Annotated in this window: 18 protein-coding genes; 11 read left to right on the top strand and 7 right to left on the bottom strand. The window is 63.8% G+C overall.

Annotated elements, in window-relative coordinates:
- The first annotated feature begins 414 nt into the window (after window positions 1-414).
- A complete protein-coding gene (locus tag PG897_RS13035; RefSeq protein WP_201883866.1) occupies window positions 415-2,340 on the top strand; it encodes an NAD(P)-binding protein in 1,926 nt (641 codons plus the stop codon).
- Window positions 2,337-3,530 (top strand): c-type cytochrome, encoded by a 1,194-nt coding sequence (locus PG897_RS13030; protein ID WP_201883868.1) that lies wholly within the window; start codon window positions 2,337-2,339, stop codon window positions 3,528-3,530. The genes PG897_RS13035 and PG897_RS13030 overlap by 4 nt, the downstream gene beginning before the upstream one ends.
- A gap of 62 nt (window positions 3,531-3,592) precedes the next feature.
- Here PG897_RS13030 and PG897_RS13025 read toward each other — a convergent pair whose 3' ends face one another.
- Both PG897_RS13025 and PG897_RS13020 read right to left on the bottom strand, forming a co-directional pair.
- Complete coding sequence (locus PG897_RS13025) at window positions 3,593-3,928, bottom strand: DUF3634 family protein (RefSeq protein ID WP_270829089.1); 336 nt, start codon at window positions 3,926-3,928, stop codon at window positions 3,593-3,595.
- 121 nt (window positions 3,929-4,049) lie between these two features.
- The gene (locus PG897_RS13020) at window positions 4,050-5,018 is read right to left on the bottom strand and encodes a nucleoside hydrolase (RefSeq protein WP_201883872.1); all 969 of its coding nucleotides are present in this window, start codon (window positions 5,016-5,018) and stop codon (window positions 4,050-4,052) included.
- A 292-nt stretch (window positions 5,019-5,310) separates the two neighbouring features.
- On the opposite strand from PG897_RS13020, the gene PG897_RS13015 reads away from it, so the two are divergent.
- A complete protein-coding gene (locus tag PG897_RS13015) occupies window positions 5,311-5,868 on the top strand; it encodes a HutD family protein (RefSeq protein WP_065016955.1) in 558 nt (185 codons plus the stop codon).
- Window positions 5,869-5,882: 14 nt separating this feature from the next.
- On the opposite strand, the gene PG897_RS13010 is transcribed toward PG897_RS13015, so the two are convergent.
- Both PG897_RS13010 and azu read right to left on the bottom strand, forming a co-directional pair.
- A complete protein-coding gene (locus PG897_RS13010; RefSeq protein WP_005302947.1) occupies window positions 5,883-6,089 on the bottom strand; it encodes a hypothetical protein in 207 nt (68 codons plus the stop codon).
- Between the two features lie 191 nt (window positions 6,090-6,280).
- Window positions 6,281-6,721, bottom strand: coding sequence for an azurin (azu, locus tag PG897_RS13005; protein WP_016351438.1), 441 nt, complete (start codon window positions 6,719-6,721; stop codon window positions 6,281-6,283).
- Window positions 6,722-7,053: 332 nt separating this feature from the next.
- Here azu and PG897_RS13000 point away from each other — a divergent pair, with 332 nt between their 5' ends.
- A complete protein-coding gene (locus tag PG897_RS13000; protein WP_201883877.1) occupies window positions 7,054-8,094 on the top strand; it encodes an FAD:protein FMN transferase in 1,041 nt (346 codons plus the stop codon).
- 155 nt (window positions 8,095-8,249) lie between these two features.
- On the opposite strand, the gene PG897_RS12995 is transcribed toward PG897_RS13000, so the two are convergent.
- Both PG897_RS12995 and PG897_RS12990 read right to left on the bottom strand, forming a co-directional pair.
- Window positions 8,250-9,455 (bottom strand): MDR family MFS transporter, encoded by a 1,206-nt coding sequence (locus tag PG897_RS12995; RefSeq protein WP_201883879.1) that lies wholly within the window; start codon window positions 9,453-9,455, stop codon window positions 8,250-8,252.
- A 256-nt stretch (window positions 9,456-9,711) separates the two neighbouring features.
- Complete coding sequence (locus PG897_RS12990; protein ID WP_042051231.1) at window positions 9,712-10,137, bottom strand: Hsp20/alpha crystallin family protein; 426 nt, start codon at window positions 10,135-10,137, stop codon at window positions 9,712-9,714.
- 255 nt (window positions 10,138-10,392) lie between these two features.
- On the opposite strand from PG897_RS12990, the gene PG897_RS12985 reads away from it, so the two are divergent.
- From PG897_RS12985 to PG897_RS12965, 5 genes are all read left to right on the top strand, one after another.
- Window positions 10,393-12,039 (top strand): tetratricopeptide repeat-containing response regulator, encoded by a 1,647-nt coding sequence (locus tag PG897_RS12985; RefSeq protein ID WP_201883880.1) that lies wholly within the window; start codon window positions 10,393-10,395, stop codon window positions 12,037-12,039.
- A 60-nt stretch (window positions 12,040-12,099) separates the two neighbouring features.
- Complete coding sequence (locus PG897_RS12980) at window positions 12,100-13,062, top strand: ion channel (RefSeq protein ID WP_017765686.1); 963 nt, start codon at window positions 12,100-12,102, stop codon at window positions 13,060-13,062.
- Between the two features lie 126 nt (window positions 13,063-13,188).
- Window positions 13,189-13,995: an exodeoxyribonuclease III gene (gene xthA / locus PG897_RS12975; protein ID WP_005302963.1), complete on the top strand. Its 807-nt coding sequence runs from the start codon at window positions 13,189-13,191 to the stop codon at window positions 13,993-13,995.
- A gap of 339 nt (window positions 13,996-14,334) precedes the next feature.
- Window positions 14,335-15,534 (top strand): efflux RND transporter periplasmic adaptor subunit, encoded by a 1,200-nt coding sequence (locus PG897_RS12970; protein WP_005302965.1) that lies wholly within the window; start codon window positions 14,335-14,337, stop codon window positions 15,532-15,534.
- Between the two features lie 9 nt (window positions 15,535-15,543).
- Window positions 15,544-18,648, top strand: coding sequence for an efflux RND transporter permease subunit (locus PG897_RS12965; RefSeq protein WP_201882275.1), 3,105 nt, complete (start codon window positions 15,544-15,546; stop codon window positions 18,646-18,648).
- Window positions 18,649-18,761: 113 nt separating this feature from the next.
- Here the strand turns inward: PG897_RS12965 and PG897_RS12960 are convergent, their stop codons facing one another.
- The gene (locus tag PG897_RS12960) at window positions 18,762-19,946 is read right to left on the bottom strand and encodes an OmpP1/FadL family transporter (RefSeq protein ID WP_270829087.1); all 1,185 of its coding nucleotides are present in this window, start codon (window positions 19,944-19,946) and stop codon (window positions 18,762-18,764) included.
- A 256-nt stretch (window positions 19,947-20,202) separates the two neighbouring features.
- Here PG897_RS12960 and PG897_RS12955 point away from each other — a divergent pair, with 256 nt between their 5' ends.
- Complete coding sequence (locus tag PG897_RS12955; RefSeq protein WP_201882280.1) at window positions 20,203-20,640, top strand: hypothetical protein; 438 nt, start codon at window positions 20,203-20,205, stop codon at window positions 20,638-20,640.
- A 304-nt stretch (window positions 20,641-20,944) separates the two neighbouring features.
- The gene (locus PG897_RS12950) at window positions 20,945-22,459 is read left to right on the top strand and encodes an efflux RND transporter periplasmic adaptor subunit (protein WP_201882282.1); all 1,515 of its coding nucleotides are present in this window, start codon (window positions 20,945-20,947) and stop codon (window positions 22,457-22,459) included.
- Window positions 22,460-22,478: the final 19 nt, after the last annotated feature.

Below are 22,478 nucleotides of genomic sequence, written 5' to 3'. Positions count from 1 at the left end.
GACTCAATTTCATTCAATCGGCGTCGATTAAATGACCACTTCGTCGTTTAACCTTTTATTTTACAAGGATAAAGGGTGTCATTTGGTGGCCTTGCGGTGAAAATTCAGGCGATAATCAGGCCCTGTTTGTCGACCATGGCCGAATAAAGGTGAGACTCGAAATTAACCATAATTAATCAAATTAAATTTCAATTAATTCCTTGGTGTTGATGTGGCTTTGCCTCACAAACATGTATATTTCATCCATCTCACCGCCATGGCCATCACATGATCCCCCATTTTGTTTAATAAGTTATTATCAAAGCCATGGACTCCATCGGGATATAGCGGTAGGTTGCGCCCCTTCGTTACTCGTCAGTCACGAATTCAACCCTATCCCATCTCTCATTCGACTCTTCATTTACAGGGATTGCCATGAGCATCACACGCAGAGACTTTCTCAACGGCGTCGCCATTGCCATTGCGGCCGGCGTCGCCCCCATCCAGCTGCTGCAGGCCGCCGAAGGCGGCAAGGCGCTGGCCGAGAAGACGCTGGTCTATCCGCCCGCTCTCACCGGCCTGCGCGGCAACCATCCGGGCTCCTTCGAGCCGGCTCACAGCATCGCCCGCGACGGCAAACAGTATGACTTCGCCCACCTCCCGCTGGAGGGTGAGTACGATCTGGTGATCGTCGGCGCCGGCATCAGCGGCCTCTCCGCCGCCTGCTTCTACCAGCAACTGCTCGGGGCGGACAAAAAGATCCTGCTGCTCGACAACCACGACGACTTCGGCGGCCACGCCAAGCGCAACGAGTTCACCACCCCGGATGGCCTGCGGCTGGGTTACGGCGGCAGCGAATCCCTGCAATCGCCGCGCTCCGTCTACAGCCCGGTGGCACTGGGGCTGCTCAAGGTGCTCGAGGTCAACATCGACGAGCTGGCCAAAGGCTTCCAGCAGACCTTCTACCCGGATCTGGGCCTGAGCCGCGGCGTCTTCTTTGACGAGAAGCACTTTGGGGTCAACAAGATAGTGAGCGGCGACCCGGGCCACAGCGTGGCCGACGACATCCCGCGCGATCGCTTGAACGGCCGGCCGCTGGCCGAGTTCATCGGCGACTTCCCGTTCGACGACACCGACAAGGCCGCCCTGCTGGCGCTGCACGAAGAGAAGACCGACTACCTGCACGGCATGACCCGCGAGCAGAAAGACGCCTGGATGGAGAGCAACAGCTACACCACCTTCCTGCGCGACAAGGTGGGGCTGAGCGAGCGGGCCATCACCTTCTTCCAGCAGCGCACCGACGACTTCCAGGCGGTCGGCATCGATGCCACCTCCTGCGCCGACGCCCGCCTGTGCGCCCTGCCGGGCTTTGCCGGCATGGATCTCACCCCGCTCGATGCTGAATCCCAGGCCGAGCTGGACGACCCCTACATCTTCCACTTCCCGGATGGCAACGCCGGCCTCACCCGCTTGATGGTGCGCAAGCTCATCCCGCAGGTGGCCCCGGGCCACACCATGCAGGACGTGGTGCTGGCCAGGTTCGACTACAGCCAGCTCGACCGCCCCGAGCACAAGGTGCAGCTGCGCCTCGGCAGCACGGCGCTGCAGGCCAGAAACGTGCCGCTCAAGGACGGCAAACAGGGGGTGGACGTCACCTACATCAAGGAGGGCAAGCTGCACCGGGTGCAGGCCAGACAGTGCATCATGGCCGGCTACAACATGATGATCCCCTACCTGGTGCCCGAGATGCCGGCGCCCCAGAAGGAGGCGCTGCGCCAGAACGTCAAGGCGCCGCTGGTCTACACCAAGGTAGTGATCAGAAACTGGCAACCGTTCGTCAAACTCGGCGTGCACGAGGTCTATGCCCCGGCCGCCCCCTACAGCCGGGTCAAGCTCGACTACCCGGTCGACCTCGGCGGCTACGAGCATCCCAAGAACCCGGACCAACCCATGTGCCTGCACATGGTCTATGTGCCGACCCTGCCGGGCAGCGGCCTGTCGGCCCGCGAGCAGTCCCGCAAGGGGCGCGCCATGCTCCTCGGCATGCCGTTCGAGCAGCACGAGCAGATGATCCGCGAGCAGCTGCAGGCCATGCTGGGCGAGGCCGGCTTCAACCATGAGCAGGATATCCTCGCCATCACGGTCAACCGCTGGTCCCACGGCTACTCCTACATCGCCAACTCCCTGTTTGACGATGAAGAGCAGTCGGAGCGCTTCATTGAGCGGGGTCGCCAGCCGGTGGGCAACATCACCATCGCCAACTCGGACGCGGGCTGGAGCCCCTATGCCCACGCCGCCATCGACGAGGCGTGGCGCGCCGTCAACGAGCTGGTCGCCCTGACCAAGGGAGGTGCCAAATGATCCGTTCCCTGACTGCCAGCGCCGTGCTGCTGGCCCTGCCCACCTTCGCCCTGCAAGCCGCCCCCGCCATGTCGGCGGGTGAATACGTGGCCAAGCTGGGGGACTGCGCCGCCTGCCACACCAGCGAGGCGAGCAAGCCGCTCGCCGGCGGCAAGGGTTTCCCCACCCCTGTCGGCACCGTCTACGCCACCAACATCACCCCGGACAAGACCCACGGCATCGGCAACTACAGCCTGCCCGAGTTCATCAAGGTGATGCGCGAAGGGATCACCCGCAGCGGCGACCCCCTCTACCCGGCCATGCCCTACACCGCCTACGCCAAGATGAGCGATGAGGATCTCACCGCCCTCTACCACTACCTGATGCAGGATGTGCAGCCGCAGGCCATTGCCAACAAGGCGAGCGACATCCCCTGGCCGCTCAACATGCGCTGGCCCCTCAGGGGCTGGAACTGGCTCTATCACGATGACGGCCGCTTCACCCCGGTCACCGGCAAGAGTGAAGAGTGGAACCGTGGCGCCTATCTGGTGCAGGGGGCCGGCCACTGCGGCAGCTGCCACACCCCGCGCGGGATCGGCATGCAGGAGAAAGCCCTGACCGAAGCGGATCCCCTCTATCTGAGCGGCGCTACCCTGGATGGCTGGTATGCTCCCGACATCCGCGGCAGCCGCTACGACAAGCAGGCCCTCATCGATCTGCTGAAAACCGGCCGCAGCCAGCATCAGGCCGTCAGCGGCCCCATGGCGGAAGTGATCACTCACAGCAGCCAGTACTTCAGCGACGCGGATCTGGCCAGCATCGCCACCTACCTGACCGGGCTGGATGACGAGGCACCGGCCGCCAGGGGCAACCGGGCCTACGCCAGTGCCGGCGGCAAGGCGGATTACGCCATGTACTGCTCCACCTGCCACGGCAACGACGGGCGCGGCAACGACCACGTCATCCCCTCCCTGATCGGCAACCAGACCGTGCTGGCCGAGGATCCGGCCAGCCTGCTCAACGTGGTGCTGCACGGCGCCGAGACCCCGGTCACCCAGGGCCACATCGGCTACCACATGCCGGGCTACGGCTGGACCCTCAACGATCAGCAGATCGCCGAGCTGGTCAATACCCTGCGCGCCTCCTGGGGCAATGAAGGGGTGGCCATCAAGCCGGAGACGGTCAAGGCCCAGCGCGCCCTGCACCAATAACTCGCGCCGACCATAACGAAACGGGCCTCCAATGGAGGCCCGTTTGCTGTGTGAGTGACGACTCACCCCTTGCGCGGTTTGGAGCCGGAGAGCGGCACTGCCCCCAGCCGGTAATCACCATAGGGGAAGATGTTGCGAAAGCGCTGGGCCACCGGCTCCGGAATGGAGCGGGAGAAGACCAGCTTGACCCCATCGCCATCGCGCTGACCCAGGATGCGCCCGCGCACCGTCTCGTGACGCAGGATCTGTTTGGCATGCTCGATGAACACGGGCGACACCTTGCCCCGCTTGACCTGCACCTTGCCGGGGGCAAGCCGGATCTCGAACAGGGCGCCACGCCCCAGCTTCATCAACCACCAGATCAGGGCAATCGCCACCAGCAACGACAACCAGGCCATCCTGTTTCTCCTTCTTCACACGGTTGCTGCCAGTATAAGCCGCAACTGGCCCCCGATTGTTTGGCGCGGATCACAGCCGTGCCTCAAGTCCGACCGCAAGCCACCCTGCTCGCCGAGCCCTCTAGCGGTTGCGACCCCAGGCCACCAGCGTCTCCCGATAGAGCGCCAGCAGCGCCTGATCCCGCACCGCCACCCCGACCTGCTGGGCCGGATGATCGGCCCACTCGTCGTGGGGATGGGACTTGCCGTCAAATTTCTGCAGGGTGTGACCGATGGCAGGGCCCTCGTTGATGACCCGCACCGGCCCCGCGCGCAGGGTGAACAGGGTCGGATCGATCACGTAGGCGATGGCGGACGGGTCGTGCACGTGGCAACCGTCGAGCCCGATCCGCTCGGAGTAGAAGCGCAGGTAGAAGCGGCTGACATCCCACAGGAAACGGCCCGGCTCCCCCGCGTCGTCGCGCAGCGCATCCAGATAGGCGCTGCTGAAGAAACTCTGCTGGGTCACGTCCAGCCCGATGATCACCACAGGCCAGCGGGCGGTGAACACCCGGTCGGCGGCATCCGGATCGTCGTGGATGTTGGCCTCGGCATAGGGGGTCACATTGCCGCGATGGCCGTTGACGCCGAAGGCGCCGCCCATCACCACCACCTGCTTCACCAGGCCGGCAATCTCGGGGGCCGCCTGCAGCGCCAGCGCCAGGTTGGTGAGGGGTCCTATGGTAACCAGGGTGATCTCGCCGGGCGCAGCCTTCACCGCTTCGACGATATACTGCCAGGCCGGCCGGGGATCCGGGGTGAGCGTCACCTCCCCCGCCGTCACGTCGCCAAATCCGCTCGGGCCGTGTACCACAGTGGTCGGGCCCACCGGCTCGCGCCGCAGCGGGGCGGCCGCCCCCTGCGCCACATCCGCCTTCATGCCGTATTGCTGCTTGAGCCAGAGGGCGTTGTGGGTGCCGTTCTCGATGGTGGCATTGCCAAATACCGTGGTGATGGCGAGCAGCTCGATGGCGGGGTGGGCTTCGGCAAACAGAATTGCCATGGCGTCATCGATACCGGGATCGGTATCCAGAATGATCTTGTGAGTCATGGGGCCTCCTTGGGCAACAGAGCAGCCAGTGTAGCGAGCCGCCGCCGCTTTAACAGCGACAGGATCACAGCCTGCCGTTTTGCCCTCTCGCCGCCCTGCACAAGTGGTTGCGTTTCATACAGCCGCGACAGGCAAGCAGCCAACGCAAGGGCGATGGCTGGCCTGACTGATGAAACTGATGAAATAGTGGGCGGGCAGTGCGGGACGAACAGACGCAACCTTGTGGGCCGGCGGGCGGGATGGTATCACTGGGCCACACAATTCACCCCGCTCACCACCTGCAGAGGCGCCATTGATCACCCTGATAAAAGAGTCCGACCAGCTGAAGATGCCCTGGAAGAACAAGCAAGGCACCACAGCCCAGATCCTCATCTCCCCTGCCGGCGCCAGCCTCGACAAGCTCGATTTTGCCTATCGGCTGAGCTCGGCGCCCATCAAAGGGGCAGGCCCCTTCTCGAAATTCCCCGGCTATCAGCGCATCCTGCTGCCCATCAGCGGGGCCGGCTTCGTGCTCAACGGCCACCCCTACGCCACCTTCGAGGCGGCCCACTTCAGCGGGGATGACGACACCCACTGCGAGCTGCTGAAAAAAGAGGTGACGGATCTGGGGCTCATCTATGATCCAGCCCGCCTCAGTGCCAACGTGCGGGTACTCAACCTCCCCTTCCCGCTCAGCCTCACCCTGGAAGCGGACAAGACCTATCTCTGCTACCTGCTGAGCGGCCAGCTCACGGCGGCGGGCCAGCCCATGGCGGTCAACGAAACCCTACTGATCAGCGGCGAGCAGAGCATCCAGTTCGACTGCCAGAAGAAGAGCGCCATCGCCTTCTTTACCCTGCAGCCCAGGTAGGTGGCTGGCGCCGGTCAGCGTTTCGGCGCCCGGCCGCCGCTGTCGAGGCAGGCCTGCATGGAGTCATAGGGGGTGTAGTGCTTGGTGCGGCTGTAGTAGGTGCCGCCCTTGGGATGGCAGATGCCGTTGCGGCTCTTCTTCACCGGCGGCTCTGCCGCCAGCGCGATGGCGCATACCAGCAGCAGGCAACAGCCGACCACCCAATTGATGGCGTTTCTCACGACAAACGACTCCTCTCAGGCGGACCATCAGGCCCGAAAGGGGCCTATCTTACCCGCTATGCTCCCCACTCACCCCGCGCCGGATCATAAAACGGCACACAACTCCCGGCGCAGAGCCAGGGTTTCCTACGGCATGGCAAGCGGCCACAAAAAAGCCGGGCACTGCCCGGCTTCTGAGTCGGCACAACGTCTTAGCCGACCTTGAAGGTGCCCTTCATCATGGCGAAGTGGCCGGGGAAGGAGCAGAAGAAGGTGAGATCTTTGCCGGCCAGGCCGTCGGTCTTGAAGGTGACGCTGGTGCTCTCGCCGCCGCCCACCAGCTTGGTGTGGGCCAGTACGCGGGGATCATCCTTGGGCAGGTAGTTGTTGTCGGCGCCGGCGCTCATGCCCGCGGTGGCAACGGCCTGATAGTCGGCGGTGTTGGCCAGCGCCCAGTTGTGGCCCATGGCGGTCACCGGCATCTTGCCGGTGTGGTTCAGGGTCACGGTCACCTCTTTGCAGGTGGCCGGTACGCTCATCTCCTTGAGGTTGTACTGCATGGCATCATTGCCTTCGATGACCAACGCGCACTCATCGGCCAGAGCCGGGGCAGCCAGGGTGCTCAGAAACAGCAGGGTAATCGCCTTTTTCATCATCCTCTCCTTTGATTGGCAATAGATGGCAACACAATTGCCTGCAGGCTCGCACCATGGCTGGCAAACATGCTGTCAAAATCGACCTTATTCTACTCAACTGTCGTCATTCGGCTATGCCTTTAGCGCAAAGCTGCGGGTCAGGTCACCAGATTGTTCCCATTATTTGACTGGACAAACCGGCCGCGCCGCCCATTAACCACTCTTTGTTTAATTATCTCCCGCCCTTTTCTCCAGCCGACGCTCGCCCGCCGCTGCGCCCTTGGCTAAGCTGGCGACCCCGGCTCGCAGCCCGCGCTCGAGCCATCCGTTTTTAACCAGAGAGATCCCGCATGTCGCTCCTTGCTCGCCCGGCCCCCCGCGGCCTGTTGTTGACCCTGCTGCTGATGCTGACCGCCTGTCAGCCAGCCCCGACCCAGACCCGCATCCAGGGCAAGACCATGGGCACCTATTATGCGGTGACCCTGAGCGATCCCTTCCCGGGCGGGGAGCCTGCACTGCAGCAGGAGGTCGACGCCCTGCTGGCGCGCATGAACCACGAGATCTCCACCTACGACCCGAACTCCCTTATCTCCCGCTTCAATCAGGGCAGCGGCCAGCCCCCCATGGCCATTCCCGCCACCATGGCCAAAATCGTGCAGCAGGGTATCGATGCCGGCCATCTCACCAAAGGCAAGCTCGACGTCACCGTGGGCCCCCTGGTCAACCTGTGGGGATTCGGGCCGGACAAACGTCCCGTCAAGCGCCCCAGCGCCGAGCAGATCGCCAGCGCCCGCCAGAAGGTGGGCATCGACCGGCTGACCTTGACCCCAGAGGGGGATCACTTCCTGCTCGGCAAGGGCATTCCCGATCTCTACCTCGATCTCTCCACCCTGGGCGAGGGGGCGGCCTCCGACGAGATTGCCGGCCTGCTCGAGCAAAAGGGGATGCACAACTACCTCATCGAGGTGGCCGGCGCCGTGCGCAGCAAGGGCAACAACGCCAAGGGCAAGCCCTGGCGGGTAGCCATCGTCGAGCCGTCCGATCAGCCCGGCGCCTTCTCGGACGTGGTGATCCCCAACGGCATGGCCCTCAGCACCGCCGGCAGCTATCGCAACTACTACGAGCTCGACGGCCAGCGCTACTCCCACATCATCGACCCTGCCAGCGGCCAGCCCATCACCCACAAGCTGGTCTCCGCCAGCGTCATCACCCCGACCGCGCTCGAGGCCGACGCCCTCGACACCGCCCTCATGGTGATGGGGCCGGAACAGGCGATGGCCTTTGCCAAGGAGCATGGGCTCGCGGTCTACCTCATCGTCAAGACCGAGCAGGGCTTCGCCGCCAGCCATACCCCCCAGTTCGCCCCCTATCTGGTGGCCAAACAGCCATAAACTGGCAGCCATAACCCAGCCACCATAAAAAAGAGGCCCCGCAGTGCGGGACCTCGTTGCTTTCAAGCCGGCGTGATTCGATGGGAATGCAGTGAGGCATTGGCGCATTCCCTCAGCGACAGCAAACCAGTGAGCGCCGTCAACGCGCTTGCGTGTTAATCCTCGCAGCCGGCAGGCGAGGCCGACGGACGCGCCTCCCGGCGACCCATCCCGTAGAGGGCAAACACCAGCATGCAGATCACGGTCATCACGGCGAACAGGGCCGGGCCACCCCACACTTGCAAGAACCAGCCTCCCACCATAGGCGAGAATGCCCAACCGAGCCCGGCCAGGGCGCTGGCGCCGAAGTAGCTCCCCTTGAGGTGAGCCGGCGCCATCTGGTCGATCAGCACGTTGAAGAGCGGAAACAGCACCGCCTCCCCCACGCTCAGCAAGAACATCGCCACCAGCCAGGGCCACAGCAGGGCCGGGCTCGACAGGGCAAACATCACCTGGGCCGATGCCATCAGCAGGATGGAGAACTGCAGCCGCAGGCTCACCCGCCAGCGCCGGGTCAGGTGCAGCAGCGGAAACTGCAAGGTGATGATGGTGAGCGCATTGGTGGCCACCAGCAGGGCCACCAGAGTCTCCACCTCGGGGGCGCCGGCGCGGGTCAGGTACTGGATCAGCGGCGACTCCACCTGGGCATAGACCAGCATCATCAGCAGGTTGGCGAGGATGAACAGCATGAAGGCGCGATCCCGCCCCACCACCCTGAGCATGGCCCCCAGGGTGAGGCCGGTATCCGGCCGACCGGCGCACTCGCGGCGAAAGCCGAGCAGGAAGGCGATGCCGAGCAGGCCATAGCTGGCCGCCGTCACCACGAAGGTCTCCTGGCGCGCACCCAGCCCCACCATGACGCCGATGAGGGGCCCCACCCCCGCCCCCACGTTGAGCAGGAAGTAGCGCAGGTGCAGAGCCAGCTCCCGCAGCGCCTTCTCGGGCAGCAGATCCCCCATCAGCGCCTTGCCCGGGGTGTCGATAAAGGCGTAGGAGAGGCCCGAGCCAAACACCCCGAGGGTGATGAGCCAGAGGGAGTGGCCGAACCCGAGCAACAGGTAGGCGCCGCACGACAGGGCGCAGCCGAGCAGCAGTATGGTGCGCCGGCCGAGCCGGTCGGAGAGCCAGCCGACGTAGAAGCCGATGAGGCAGGAGAGCACGGCCGCGCCGCCCAGCAGCATCCCGATACCGGAGGCTGACAGGCCATACTCCCGGTAGAGCAGGATGGAGAGGAAGGGCCAGACCATGAAGAAACTGGTGCGCACCATGAAGGTGCCCAGGATCACGATCCAGACCAGCGGGGGAAAGGGTGGCAGGCGCATGGGAACTCCTTGTCGCGCAATGGTGGCTGATCCGCAGGGGAAAGCATTCAGTGGTATCAAAAGAAACCCACTCGCACAATCCCCCTCTGAAAAAATCCACCCGGAGGGCTGTCCGGGGCCGAGCGGCGGGTGGCCTTGTGATCAGGAACGAGTCGGGGTCGCCGCCAGCCATCCCTGCCCTCTCCTCAGCCTGCTCCCCAACCACCAGAAAGAGCGAGGCCCCGCACTGCGGGGCCTCGTGGTGTGCAAGCCGGCGCTACTCGATGGGAATGCGGTGGGGCGCCGGAGTCATCGCCTGCTTGGGCAGTTGCAGGGTGAGGATGCCGTTGTCGAAGCGGGCGACCACCTGCTCCGGCGTCACCTCCACCGGCAGTTCGACGGTGCGCGATACGCTGCCGAAATAGCGTTCGCTGCGCAGGGTGCGCTCATCCTGGCTCTGGCTGTCGTGCTGGCGGATCTCCGCCTTCAGGGTCACCAGCTTGCCGTGCACATCCACGTGGATGTCCTCCTTCGCCACCCCGGGCAGCTCCGCCTGCAGCAGATAGCCGCCGTCGCTCTCCTTGAGGTCCAGCTTGATCTGGCTCGGCAGCGGATCCCCGTGCAGGGGCCGGATGTAGAAACCGGAGGCCATGTCGTGAAACAGGTCATCAAACAGACTGGTACGGCCTGGTAGCAAACTCATTTGATTCCTCCTTGTGGTCACTGGATGGTCGAAGGCAGGCCCGCGGCCCGCCTCTTTTCAGTCTAAAAACCGGCGTGGGCGCCGCCAGTGCAATCCATCGCCCGTTTGACCATGGTCAAGGGCCGCGGCGGTTTTTTTCAGGCCCGGCGCCCCCTTGCCAGAGGAAAAACGGCGGCGGCATGGATGTTCAATTGCCTGTCTGCGCGCTTTGGTGGCACACTTCTGTTATCCGCCCGTAGCGCCCTGACCAGACAGATGCAGACACCGGAATCCGAGCCAGAGAAAAAAGCCCCACCCAAACCGAAGCGCATCCTGCTGGTCAACGAACAGCGCTCCTTTCAGGTGATGATGAAGGCGATGCTGATCAACATCGGCATCAGTCGCATCACCTATGTCAACTCGGCCGAAGAGGCCAGACGGCGCTGCCAGAAAGAGTCCTTCGACATCTACCTCATCGATTACGAGCTGGGGGTTGGCGAGAACGGTCGCCAGCTGCTGGAGAGCCTGCGCGATCAGAAGCTCATCCCGCCCCAGAGCGTGGTGATCATGGTGAGCGGCGACAGCTCCCGCGCCATGGTGCTGAGCGCGCTGGAGGCCGAGCCCGACGAATACCTGATGAAGCCCTTCTCCCAGGAGCAGTTCTCGTTTCGCCTCAAACGTGCCCTCGCCCGTCGCCAGGCGCTGGAGAGCGTGTTCAGCGCCCTCGCCGAGGAGAACCTGACCACCCTGCTCGCCGCCTGCGCCGAGCGGGCCGATGCGGTGCCGCGCTTTGCCAACTTCTGCCGCTGTCTGCAGGCCGATACCCAGCTCAAGCTGGGCCAGGCCAAGGAGGCCCGCAGCCTGATGCGCCAGCTGCTGGCCGGCCAGGAGAACAGCTGGGCCCGGCTCACTCTGGGCAAGGCGTGCCACACCCTGGGTCTGCACGAGGAGGCGGTGAGCCACCTGCAGGCGACCCTCAAGAACACCCCGCTGATGGTGGAGGCCCACCTCTGGCTGGCGGAATCCCTGCTGGCGCTCGGCAATGACGAGCAGGCCCAACAGGAGCTCAAGCGGGCGGTGGATATCTCGCCCCAGTCGGTACAGCTCTCCCGCCGGCTGGCGGAGGTGTGCCTGCTGCGCCACGACTACGCCCAGGCCAAGGACGTGCTGCTCTCCCTCATCGACCTGTCGCGCAACTCGATCCACCGCACCCCCCACTATCTGGGGGCCTATATCCAGGCGCTGACCCTCTACGCCCTCAACAGCAACGACATCTACCACATCGCCAACCTGCAAAAGCAGGTCAACTCGGCCCTGTCGCGCATTCGCGATTCGTTGATGATGGCGGAGTTCAACTACCCGGTGTTCGAGCAGATCTGCCAGGCCCGAGTGCAGATTGCCCTGGGGGAGCTGCTCAAGGGCAAGAAGATGCTCTACCGCGCCAACCAGAACTGGCTCGATCAGCCGGCCACCATGCCCCCCAGCCTGCTGGGCGAGACCATACTCGCCCTCTATCAGCTCGGTGAGTTCGAATATGCCGAGAGCCTGCAGGCACTGCTGGCCGAAGACGAGGATCGGCTGCTCACCACCTGCATCCAGGCCACCCGCGACGACAAGACGGTGCTGGAACGCCGCCAGCGCTACCAGCAGCTCAACGAACTGGGCATCAAGGCCTATCAGAGTGGCGAGCTGGAACAGGCGCTCGGCCACTTTCGCGAGGCGCTGCGCCGGGCACCCGCCAATACCGGCGCCGCCCTCAACAAGATCCAGGTGCTGCTGCAGCTGATGCAGAAGAATCGCAAGAGCCCGGAGTTTGGCACCGAGTGCAAGGAGACCCTGGAGGTGTTGGACGGCATCCCCCTCAACCCGGCCCAGCAGGACCGTTTTCGCAAGCTGCGTCAGGAGTTTACCCAGCTCAGCTGACCCCTCTCGCCGGCCGCTCGCCTATGCTGATACTGACTCGGCAAGGGGAGGAGACGGGCGATGGCCATGTGTCGATATCTGGTGGCGGATGGCCGCCACTGCAGCGAAGAGGCGGGGGAGCATGATCTGTGCCGCTGGCACGATCCCCATGGCCAGCATCAGGATCCCCACACCGCTCGCGAGCTGGAGCACTACGTCCACCAGGGCGGCCTGTGCCACGGCCTGCAACTGGCCCGCGCCAACCTGGCCGGGCTCAATCTGGTGAAGAAGGGCGCGCCGCACGGTTTTCTGCTGGAGCAGTGCAACCTCTACCGGGCCAATCTGCAGGGGGCTCACCTCTACGGCCTGCGCATGAAGGGGGGCAGCCTGATGAAGGCCGATCTGAGCGATGCCAACCTGCACTGCGCCACCCTCGACGACGTCAACCTGCTCGGCATCCGCTGGCACAACACCCGCCTCGACAACCTGGATACCGGCAAACGGTTGATGCAGGACAGAAAGGGGCGCCGCGAGCGGGACCCGGCGCAGGCCCGGATCTGGTTCAAGGAGGCCGAGGAGACCTACCGGGATCTGCGCAAGGCCTCGGAGGCACAGGGCATCTTCACCATGTCCGGCCGCTACATCCAGCAGGAGCTCACCATGCGCCGGCTGCAGCTGCCATTCTGGTCCGGCCGCCGTTTCACCTCCTGGATAGTCGATCTCTTCTGCGGCTACGGCGAGGCCCCCATGCGGGTGGTGCTCTTCTCCCTGCTGCTCATCTTCATTTGCAGCCTCTTCTACTTCTTCTTTGGCCTGAGCTTCAATGGCAACCACCTCGTCTATCGGCCCGGCGCCCCTTTCGAACAGAACGCCATCTTCCTGCTGGAGTGCCTCTACTACAGCGTGGTGACCTTCACCACGCTAGGGTACGGGGATTTCACCCCGGTGGGGCTGTCGCGGATCTTCGCCGCCTTCGAGGCCTTCACCGGCAGCTTTACGCTGGCGCTGTTTGTGGTGGTGTTTGTCAAGAAGATGACCCGCTGACAACCTCTCGCGACGGCTCGTGAACAGGTTATCGAGCAGCTGCGTCAGTCACAGCCCCCGAACTTGCATCCACGGCGGATTCCTAGTCCAATAGCCACTTATAAAATTGACATGAGCATCCCGGACATGAAGATCATCTCTTTCAATATCAATGGCCTGCGAGCCCGTCTGCACCAGCTGCAAGCCATCATCGACAAGCATCAGCCGGATGTGATCGGCCTGCAGGAGATCAAGGTACACGACGAAGCCTTCCCGCTGGCCGACGTGGAGGCCATGGGCTATCACGTCGAGTTCCATGGCCAGAAGGCCCACTACGGGGTCGCCATCATGAGCAAGCAGAAGCCGGTCAAGGTGGAAAAAGGCTTCCCCACCGACGATGAAGAGGCCCAGCGCCGCATGATCATGGCCACCTTCGAGCGCGAAGACGGCTCCCTCATCAAGGTGATGAACGGCTACTTCCCGCAGGGTGAAAGCCAGGATCACGAGACCAAGTTCCCGGCCAAGCAGAAGTTCTACGAGGATCTGCAGCACTACCTCGAGACCAATCACACCCCGGGCGATCAACTGGTGCTGATCGGGGATATGAATATCTCCCCCACCGATCTCGACATCGGCATCGGCGAGGCGAACCGCAAGCGCTGGCTGCGGGACGGCAAGTGCTCCTTCCTGCCCATTGAGCGCGAGTGGATGGAGCGTCTGAAAGGGTTCGGCCTGACCGACACCTTCCGCGCCGCCAACCCCACCGAGTGCGAGCGCTTCTCCTGGTTCGACTACCGCTCCAAGGGCTTTGACGAGAACCGCGGCCTGCGCATCGACCTCATCATGGCCTCCGACGCCCTCAAGGACAAGGTGACCGAGACCGGCATCGACTACGAGCTGCGCGGCATCGAGAAGCCCTCCGACCACGCCCCCATCTGGGCCTGCTTCGCCTGATAACGACAACTGAGGGGGCATTTGACGCCCCCTCTGTGACCAAGCCCCCACTTCCCCCGTTTTTTCCTTCTTATAATTTCTCCCTGAGCCCTCGCATCCGGGCAACACCACGCCGAAAGAGGCCTGCGGGCTGACACAGATTGTCGCTGGCCCCTCGCCCCCATGCCGCCAGATGCAGACAACTTTCACTGCCGAGCAGCTTGGGTTCAATATTCGTGTTTTATCATTAAAAAACTGTCAGTAATCCAATAAGTTAAATTTGTAACCATGCAGTTAACCATGTTCATGAAGAGAAAGGGTGGGCGCGGCAATCGTGCACCATCCCACAGGAGTGTGATGATGAAGGTGCAATCCGTCAGGGAAGAGATGTTCAAGCGCGGCTGTATCGCCCTGGCACTGGCCAGCGCACTGACCGCCTGTGGTGATGAACCCGCCGCCGGCGCCCAGGCACTGCCGCCGGTGCCCGTGGTGGTGGCCGAGGTCAAGCTGACCGACGTGCCGCTGACCACCGAGATGGTGGGCGAGACCGCCGGCTTTCGCGAGATCGACGTGCGCTCCCGGGTGAGCGGCATCCTGCTCAAGCGCACCTACATCGAAGGGCAGCCGGTCACCGCCGGTCAGGCGCTGTTCCTGATCGACCCCGAGCCCTACAAGGTGGCGCTGGAGCAGGCCAAGGGCACCCTGGCCCAGGAGCAGGCGCGCCTCAACAAGGCCCGCGCCGACCGCGATCGCATCATCCCGCTGTTCAAGCGCCAGGTGGTGAGTCGCAAGGACTATGACGACACCATCGCCAACTACGAAGCCGCCGTCGCCAGCCACCAGGCCGCCCAGGCCAAGGTGAAAGAGGCCGAGCTCAACCTCAGCTACACCCAGGTCACCGCCCCCATCAACGGCATGGCGAGCAAGAGCTCCCAGTCCGAGGGGAGCCTCATCTCCACCAGCGGCGAGAACGGCCTGCTCACCACCATCACCCAGTTCGACCCCCTCTACGTCAACTTCTCCTACTCGGAGCAGGATCGCCTCAACTTCGATAATGCGGTGAAGCAAGGGTTGATTGAAGCCAAGGACGCCACCAACTGGCGTACCCACATCCGGCTGGCGGACGGCTCCGTCTATCCCCAGGCGGGCAAGCTCAACTTCTCCGACAGCCGGGTCGACCCGGCCACCGGCACCATTCGCGCCCGCGCCATCTTCGACAACAAGAACGGGGTCCTGCTGCCCGGCCAGTTCGTGCGCATGACCATCGATCTGGGCACCCGCAAGAACGCCATCGTGGTGCCGCCCCGCGCCATCGTCCAGTCCCAGGCCGACCGCATGGTGATGGTGGTGGATGCCGACAACAAGGTGGTGCCCCGTCCGGTCAAGCTGGGGTCGGTGGTCGACAGCGGCGTATTGATAGACAAAGGCCTGCAGGCCGGCGATCGCTACATCGTCGAGGGGCTGATGAAGGCTCGTCCCGGCGCCGTGGTCAAACCGGTTTCCGCCGAGGAGATGAAGGCGATCAACGCCAAGATCACCCAGGGTGCCGCTGGCAAATAAGGAGCCCCCATGTTTTCCAAGTTCTTTATCGAACGCCCCATCTTCGCCAGCGTGATTTCGATCATCATAGTGCTGGGCGGGATGGCGGCAATGCGCGCGCTCCCGGTGGAGCAGTATCCCCAGATCACCCCCGCCGTGGTCTCGGTGACCGCCTTCTACCCGGGTGCCACCCCGGAGGTGATCTCCCAGACCGTGGCCGCCCCCATTGAACAGCAGGTCAACGGGGTCGAGAACATGATCTACATGCAATCCGGCTCCGCCTCCAACGGCCAGATGAACCTCAACGTCTACTTCGACATCGGGGTCGATCCCGATCAGGCGACCATCGACGTCAACAACCGGGTCTCGGCCGCCATGGCCCAGTTGCCGGAAGAGGTGAAGAAGCAGGGGGTGACGGTGCGCAAGAAGTCCACCTCCATCCTGCAGGTGATCACCCTGCAGTCCCCCAGCGGCTCGTTTGATACCACCTATCTGTCAAACTACGCCCTGCTCAACATCATCGACGAGCTCAAGCGTATTCCCGGGGTGGGGGACACCTCCCTGTTCGGCGGTACCGACTACGCCATGCGGATCTGGCTGCGCCCGGACCGGCTGGCCCAGCTGCAGCTCACCCCGAGCGACGTGATCGGCGCCATCCGCGAGCAGAACACCCAGTTCGCGGCGGGCAAGATCGGATCCCAGCCCACCAGCACCCCCACCGACTTCACCTACACGGTGCAGACCAAGGGGCGCCTCGATGATGTGAAGGAGTTCCAGAACATCATCATCCGCGCCATGCCGGACGGCTCCAAGATCCGGGTCAAAGACGTGGCCCGGGTCGAGCTCGGCGGCAAGGACTACGACGTGCTGGCCCGCGCCAACGGCAAGCCGGCCATCGGTATCGCCACCTACCTGCAACCGGGTGCCAACGCGGTGGCGGTGGCCGATCAGGTGCGCGAGACCATGGATCGCCTGCAGGGCCGTTTCCCGCAGGACGTGGAGTACCAGATCCCCTACGACACCACAGAGTTCGTGAAGATCTCCATCGAGGAGGTGGTCAAGACCCTGCTCGAGGCGATCGTGCTGGTGTTCGTGGTGGTCTACCTGTTCCTGCAGAACTTCCGAGCCACCCTGATCCCCTGTATCGCGGTGCCGGTGTCACTCATAGGTACCTTCGCCGGCATGCTGATGCTGGGCTTCTCCATCAACCTGCTGACCCTGTTCGGCATGGTGCTCGCCATCGGTATCGTGGTGGATGACGCCATCGTGGTGCTGGAGAACGTCGAGCGGATCATGAGCGAGAAGAAGTGCTCCGCCAAGGAGGCCGCCATCCTCGCCATGCAGGAGGTCTCCGGCCCCGTGGTCGCCATCGTGCTGGTGCTCTGCGCCGTGTTCCTGCCGGTCGCCTTCATGGGCGGCATGACCGGGGTGATGTACAAGCAGTTCGCCATCACCATCGCCGTGTCGGTGGCCATCTCCGGCCTGGTGGCGCTCACCCTGTCGCCTGCCCTGTGCGCCATCCTGCTCAAAGAGGGCCACCACCAGCCGGCCCGCTTCTTCGTCTGGTTCAACAATGCCTTTGATCAGCTGACCCGCCGCTATGTGCGCGGGGTAGCCTTCCTCAACCGCCGGGTCGGCGTGGCCTTTGGCATCATCGCCATCATCCTCGCCAGCAGCTATGTGCTGTTCCACAAGGTGCCGGGCGCCCTGGTGCCGGACGAGGATCAGGGCTATCTCATCGGCTCCGTGATGCTGCCCGATGCCGCCGCCCTGACCCGTACCCAGGCGGTCGCCAATGATTTTGACAAGATGGCCATGGCCAACCCCAGCGTGAAGGACGTGGTCACCTTCTCGGGCTTTGACATCCTGTCCGGCTCCATCATCAGCAACCGCGGCCTCACCTTCATCACCCTGAAAGACTGGAAAGAGCGTCAGGGCGAGGGTCAGGACTCCTTCTCCCTGGCCAAGACCTTCCAGGGGATGAGCCTGATGGGGCTGGCCGATGGCTTCACCGCCACCTTCAACCCGCCTCCCATCCAGGGCATGTCCACCACCGGGGGCCTCGAAGGCTATCTGCAGAACCGCGGCACCGGTGACGTGCACGCCTTCGCGGGCGAGGTGCAACGCCTGATCGATGCCGCCAAGCAGCGCCCAGAGTTCGCCAGCGTGAGCACCACCTTCCGCGCCAACGTGCCCCAGGTCTACCTGGATCTCGACCGCGAGAAGGCCAAGGCGCTGGGGCTGCCCATCAACGCCGTGTTCGACACCATGCAGGCCACCTTCGGCCAGGTCTACGTCAACGACTTCAACCAGTTCGGTCGTACCTACCGGGTCCAGTTGCAGTCCGAGGCGGACTACCGTGCCAAGAAGGATGACATCCGCAACGTCTATGTGCGTTCGAACAACGGCGAGATGATCCCCCTCACCAGCCTGGTGACGGTGCGCGATGCCACCGGCCCCGAACTGGTGGAGCGTTTCAACATCTTCCCGGCCGCCAAGATCATGGCCCAGCCGGCGCCAGGGGTGAGCTCGGGTCAGGCCATTGCCGCCCTGGAGGAGATCGCTGCCCAGACCCTTGGCAACGACGCCAAGCTGGAGTGGACCGGCGCCGCCTACCAGGAGAAAGCGGCCGCCGGCAGCGCCGCCACGGCGTTTGGCTTTGGCATCGTGATGATCTTCCTCATCCTGGCCGCCCAGTATGAGCGCTGGAGCCTGCCGTTCGCGGTGATCACCGCCGTGCCGTTCGCCCTGTTCGGCGCCCTGCTCGCCACCTGGGCCGTGGGGCTCACCAACAACGTCTACTTCCAGATAGGTCTGGTGACGCTGGTGGGGCTGGCGGCCAAGAACGCCATCCTGATCGTGGAGTTCGCGGTGATGAAGCACGAGGAGGGGATGAGCCTCATCGAGTCGGCCCTGGAGGCGGCGCGCCTGCGTTTTCGCCCCATCGTGATGACCTCGCTGGCGTTTATCCTCGGCTGTGTGCCCCTGGTCACCTCCAGCGGCGCCGGTGCGGCGAGCCGCCACGCCCTCGGCTGGCCGGTCATCGGCGGCATGCTGGCGGCGACCTTCATCGCCATCTTCTTCATCCCGCTCTTCTTCCGCCTCATCATGCGGCGCTCGGAAAAACGGGCCTGACCATTCGAGTCACGCTCACCCGGCCCCTCCTTCATGGAGGGGCTTTTTTATCGTCACCGTTCGCCGGCAAGAGAACACATAGCCGGCTACCTCCCAACGCGACAAGTCAGGCCTCAGAACTGGTGCTGCACCCCTATGCTCAAGAAGTTCAGGTAGCTGTTGTGGTAGGTACCTGACAGCTGGGGGCGACCGATCCCATCCTGCTCCACTGCCATATCCCCCAGCCAGGCCAGGGTATAGCTGGCTTCCAGTCTGGTGGCTGGTGTCAGCTGATAGCTGGCCCCCAGACCCCAGCGCCAGCTCTCGCCCAGCGGGAGGGTAACAGTGCGGTGCACGTCGTCCACGGCGCTGCTGTCATAGCTGATGCCGCTGCTCAGGCGTAGGGCCGGCGTCACATCGAACTGGGTGCCCAGGCTCAGATGCCAGGTGTCCTGGTATTGCATGTCAAGGGTTCTGCTCTGCTGTCCCGACGCGAGATCCACCTCGCCAAAGCGGGACCACTGCTGCCAGTTGGCACTGGCCAGCAGGGCCCACTGCGGGTTGAGTTGGTGATAGCCACTCAGGGTCAGGGTCTGCGGGATCATCATCTCCACCCCCAGCCCGGCTCCATTCACTCGGCTCAATGGCTGATCGTCCAGCTCCCACTTCAATTCGGAGAAGTAGCTCAACCCGATGCGGGAGTCGTTATCCAGCTCGTAGAGCACCCCGAAGGAGGCGCCATATGCCCAGTCGCTGTCGGAAAATGCCTGACTGGTTGAACCGTTCGGCGTCATGTCCAGTGAGGCCTCCAGCGCCCCATGCATGGCTATCAGGCTGGCCCCCACCGACCAGTGGTCATCGATGCGATACGCCAGGCTGGGAGCAAAGGCGATCCCGGTCAGCTTGGCGGACTGCACATAGCCACGCCCCTGCCACCCCTCGCCATAATCGATCCCCAGACCGTGGCTGCCGAAGAGTCCGAGGCCGGCGACCCACTGCTCATCGAGAGCGTGGGTCAGATAGAGGCTGCCGAGCGGGGCGCTCTGCAGGGCATTGCCGCCGTTGTTGCCCCCCTGCTCCAGATCCAGCTCGAGGTCGCCATATACAGCGCCGCCATTGACCTGCAACTGGGTGCCTGCCAGCCTGGTCATGCCGGCAGGATTGCTGGCGATGGTCTCCGCCCCCTGGGCGCCGGCGGCCGCCCCTGCGTTGGCCAGGGCACTGTTGGCCGCGCTGGTTTCATACAAGGCAAGGCCACCGGCCATGGCAGAGGGACTCAGCAAGGCTGCAAGCATCAGCGCCAGCCGTCGTTGCTGCATATCGTTACTCCCGAACAATGAACTGGATGGAGACTCGCCAGAGAGACGGCTCAAACCCCCGGTTTGATGCCCTGGCAACTTCTGACTGGTACGCATCCTAACGAGAGAAGAAGCCGGCTTCATTAGGGTTGGCTATACGCCATCGTTAAGTGACGCTTAACGATTCATCAGGCCCCTCTCTGACACGGCCGGGGCCATTGACCTTCTCCTCAAGGCAAGGTTTACAGTGTCCCTAGTTATTGTCAGGATTTTCCCCATGCTCTCATCGAGATTGCCCACAGAAAGCATTGCCCGGCTGCTGCTGGGGCTGATGCTCGTCTGCAATCTCACCCTCTGCATCGGCTGGCACGGGCTGGATGCCCTCAACGCCGCCATGGCGCAAGACCATCAGGCCATGAGCAGCAGCGCCATGCAGGGACTCTCCTGCCACGGGGCATCCCAGGAGGCCGGGGCACCAGATGCCGTCAGCCAGGAGTGCCAGATGCACGGCGGGCTCACCTCGAGCAGCAGCCCAGGCTTGCCGCTGCTGGCCGCCCTGCTGACCCTGCTCGCCCTGCCGTTGTTGCTGCTGCCCCTCGGGACTGCCGGCAGCGTGCTGGACAACTGGCTGCGGGATCCCTTCCTGCGATCCCGCGGTACCCACCCTCCCTCTTGGCCGCGCCGACACCTGATGCTGTCGGTGCTGCGCCACTAGAACGCTCTTCTCCCGCGGCCGCGACAAGCCTCTACTTGTCCGTTTTCGGCCGCCTTGCCTGACCCTGTGCCCTGGTCGATTCGGCACACGCACAGGGAGCCGTGCGCGCTGACACAGCTGCGCCCCGTTTGCCGCCCGGACTCTGGTGATGCCTTGCCTGCACACCCCCTCCGGCGCACTGACAGAAGAGAAGAAGTATCATGTCATATGCCCCGATCCCCGGCCCCGTGGCCGAACACGGCCGACCCGCGCCTCTTGCCCACTGCGCCGACCTGCCCCACCCGTCCCGGACAGGAGGTGTGCGATGAGCCGGACCCTGCTGCTATCCACCCTGCTGCTCGCCCTCGGCGCCGGTGGCGGCTACTGGGCCGCCAAACAGACAGTCACCGCGGTTGCCAAGGAGAAGACACCGCTCTACTGGGTCAACCCCATGGATCCCCGCGACAAGCGCGACGGCCCCGCCAAGGACAACATGGGGATGGACTTCATCCCCGTCTATGAGGAAAAACAGGGCGGCTCCCCCGGCACCGTCACCATCAGCCCCGAGATCCAGCAGAACCTGGGGGTGCGGCTGGCCAAGGTGGAGAAACTGCCCGTCCACCAGCAGATCGAGACGGTCGGCTATGTGGGCTATGACGAGGAGCGCCTCGAAGCCATCAACTCCCGGATGGCGGGCTGGATCCGCAACCTCGCCATCAAGAACGAGGGGCAGCAGGTGACCAAGGGCAGCTTTATCTACGATCTCTACGCCCCGGATCTGGTGAACGCCCAGCACGAATACCTGCTGGCGCTGGGCACCACCAATCCCCTGCTGCTGCGCGCCGCCGAGGGCAAGCTCAAGTCGCTGCAGGTACCGGCGGATCAGATTGCGGCCCTCAAGCGCACCCGCAAGGTGCAGGAGACGGTGCGCATCTATGCCCCGAGCAGCGGCTATGTCTCCGAGCTCAAGGTGCGGGAAGGCCAGTATGTGGAACCCGCCGCGCCCCTGTTCAACATCAGCACCCTCAAGCAGGTGTGGGTGAGTGCCGAGGTGTTCGAGCGCCAGGCGGCCCAGATCAAGGTCGGCGATCCGGTCACCATGACCCTGGACTATGCCCCCGGCCGCCGCTGGCAGGGTCGGGTGGACTACCTCTACCCGACGCTCGATGCCAGCACCCGCACCCTGCGGGTACGCCTGCGTTTCGACAACCCGGACGAGTTCCTGAAACCCAATATGTTCGCCAAGGTGAGCATCGGCACCGGCAAGGGGGAACCCCGCCTGGTGGTGCCGAGCGAAGCGGTGATCCGCACCGGCAGCCAGGACAGGCTGGTGCTGGCGCTGGGGGATGGCAACTTCAAGTCGGTGGCCGTCACCCTGGGCCCCCAGTTTGGTGACAAGGTCGCCATCGACGAGGGGGTCGAAGCCGGTGACAGCATAGTCAGCTCGGCCCAGTTCCTGCTCGACTCCGAATCGGCCATCGATTCGGACTTCCAGCGCATGACGGCGGTGCGTCCCATGCAGGTGTGGACCCAGGGCCAGGTGCAGAACATCGATCTCGCCGGGCGCACCCTCGGCATCTCTCATCAGCCCATTCCCGAGTGGCAGTGGCCCGCCATGGAGATGGACTTCACCGTGGCCGACGGCGTGGACCTCAGCCAGCTGAAACCGGATCAGACCCTGCATCTGCAGGTGGAGCAGGAGGGGGACGAGTACCGCATCATCCAGATCCATGTGGAAGACAAACCGGCCGCGGACGAGCCGATGAAAGAGGCCAAGGGCGAGATGCCAGGCATGGAGGGTATGGATCACAGCCAGCACCAGATGGGGGATAAGTCATGATCCCGGCCATGCTTCGCTG

The sequence above is a fragment of the Aeromonas sp. QDB20 genome (assembly GCF_027707805.1).
Lineage (GTDB): Bacteria > Pseudomonadota > Gammaproteobacteria > Enterobacterales > Aeromonadaceae > Aeromonas > Aeromonas dhakensis.
This window is presented reverse-complemented; position numbering and strand designations above follow the sequence as displayed.